The following is a 1,401-nucleotide window of genomic DNA, read 5'->3' on the forward strand; positions in this document are numbered from 1 at the left end:
CCCGACGTAGAGGCCGTGTCCCATAACGCGTACCACCCCGCTTTTGTTGATCCACAGCTTGTCCGGGATAGGCCAGAGTGCATTTACACCGGTAGAGCTTGGCATTACGGTTGAGGAATCGGCATGGGGTGTATCTTGCTGGATCGCCTGAGTGTCGTTACTTGGTGCCCTGTCTGAAGCTGCAACTTCAGGCAGGGCATTATCTGTCGCGACCACTGTGGCGGCTGCTAAGGCATCTGCCTGGTTGTCGGAGTGAATCCGGTGATATTGTTTCGCGATTTTTGTCCATAAAACATCTGGGTCAATCGGCTGCGTCGGTGGCTGGGCATGCGAGATAATCTCCCAGGCTTTCGCTGGGGTGATGTGCATCTTGCCCCTGAGAAGTCCTTGGTGGCGACGGCGTGTGTTGTAGAAGTTGCGGTAGTCGACAATCAGCTGTTGGACCTGCGCCAGCGTCGTCGGGGTACGAGCATCCAAAAACCTGGTCATGGTTTGGTGCGATCGCTCGTCTTTGCCTTGCGTCGTGGGAGCAAAGCCCGCACTTGATTGAACTCCCAGGCTGGCGAGCCAGCGTTCGGTTTGCGACAGCCGGCCGCGATGATAGGTGGCAAAGGCATCACCGTTGTCAGAGAGGACTTCTTGGAAAAGTCCGTAAGCATCAATGGCTCCACTTAGCGTGATGCGGGCATCGGTGCCGTTTTCTGGAGTTCCAAAAGCTTGGGAGCCGACGTCGAAGCGGCTGGCATCGTCGACGACTTGGTAGATAGTCACTTGCGTGTGAGGCACATCGAAGAGTCTGTAGGCAAACGCATCGATCTGCCACAGTTCATTGACTTCGCCCCTGGCAAAGTGCCTGTAGGACTTACGCGGTCGTTTACGTGCATTGATGTCAGCGACGCCAGCCTCGTGCAACCATTGTGCGATTAAAGCTCGTGACGGTGGTTGGTCGTAGCCGAGTTCGTCGAGGAAGAAGTAGAAGATTGACCATGGGCCGCAGTCTTGGCCGCGGGCTCTTAACGTACCGCGAGCTTGCAGGACCTGTTGTCGAATCTTGTCATCGTAGACCCGTCGCGGGTTCAGCGGTGCCGTGCTGTCGGGCACGATGCCAGCCCGCCCGCGTTCGGCGATACGTGCTTTGATGTTGTAGTACGTCTGCTTCGATACGCCGATGTTCTTGCAGAACTGCTGGACCGTGATGCCCTCACGGATGGGGTCGAAATCCGCTATCTTCTTGCGGAGAGTAATGGGAATTGCCATCCCCACATTGTCAAGAAGCCAGAGTCCAAAAAGTCGTTAGACATCCTGTCCATAAACTTCCTGGACTCCGCGTCAAAAAACTAACTGGACTCCGAGTCCAAAAAGTCAATGGACTCCGAGTCCAAAAAGTCACTAGACATCACA

General features: G+C 55.2%; 1 protein-coding gene. It reads right to left on the bottom strand.

The window, feature by feature from the left end; all coding sequences use genetic code 11:
• Positions 1-1,257 (bottom strand): integrase core domain-containing protein (locus tag QP891_RS11635; protein ID WP_284817078.1); only part of this gene is annotated, 1,257 nt, incomplete at its 3' end.
• Between the last annotated feature and the right edge of the window lie 144 nt (positions 1,258-1,401).

Origin of the sequence: Corynebacterium sp. MSK310 (assembly GCF_030227355.1) — a bacterium.
Lineage (GTDB): Bacteria > Actinomycetota > Actinomycetes > Mycobacteriales > Mycobacteriaceae > Corynebacterium > Corynebacterium rhinophilum.